Source organism: Massilia agri, assembly GCF_024753255.1.
GTDB lineage: Bacteria > Pseudomonadota > Gammaproteobacteria > Burkholderiales > Burkholderiaceae_D > Telluria > Telluria agri.
In genome coordinates, this window is sequence record NZ_JANUHA010000053.1 from 1 (window position 1) to 758 (window position 758).

At 69.8% G+C, this 758-nt stretch carries 1 protein-coding gene; it reads right to left on the reverse strand.

Annotation, left to right across the window (positions count from 1 at the left end):
* A partial coding sequence (locus tag NX780_RS25095) for an IS1595 family transposase (protein ID WP_258830615.1) occupies positions 1-747 on the reverse strand: 747 nt, incomplete at its 3' end.
* Between the last annotated feature and the right edge of the window lie 11 nt (positions 748-758).

A 758-nucleotide genomic window follows, 5' to 3' on the forward strand; every position in this document is an offset into this window, starting at 1 on the left:
CGCGCGCCGCCCAGCCCGGACATTGACGGGCTCGTGCGTGATCCCGGCGTCGGCGGCAAACCGGACATAGGCCGCGGCGCCATCGCTGATGAGCAGCCCGTCGTGGGGCAGTACCGGTTGCAGGCAGCTGCGTAGTTGCGGCGCGGTCACGGGACCCCGTCCCGTATGAAAATCCAGCGTCGCACCACTGCGGTCGCGCGCCACCAGCAGGCAATCATGCTCGCGGTTGATGCCGCGCCGACGGGCAAGGCCACCGCGCTTTCTCGGCGGGCGCGTCAGGCTGCGCGACCCCTTTTGCGATTCCAGCCGGTAGGTTTCGTCGGCCTCGACGATTGCCGACAGGATAACCGGGCGATGGCGTGCAGCGCCGGGCGCGAATCGGTGGCGCCAGCGAAAGCTGGTGGTGCGATGCACGCCGGTGGCGAGCGCCGCGTTGCGCACGGTGCGCGATTCCAGCAAGCACTGGATATAGGGCAGCCAGCACTCGCGCTTGCGCAGCCGGGCCAGCGGCGTGCCGGTCAGCGCATTGAAGGTACGGCGGCAAGCCAGGCAGCGAAAGCGCTGCAGGCCGCTGGCAAAGCCCGACCGGTGCAGGCGAGCGCAAGCGCAATGCGGACATGGCCGGCCTGTCGCGGCCGCTTCGATGAGCGCCAGGCACTCGGCCGGCTCACGGATGCTGTCGACCCACTCGCGCAGCCGGGCCAGATCGGTGCTGGACAGTGGCGCTGCGGACAGGCAGGCGAACAATTCGTCGAAGC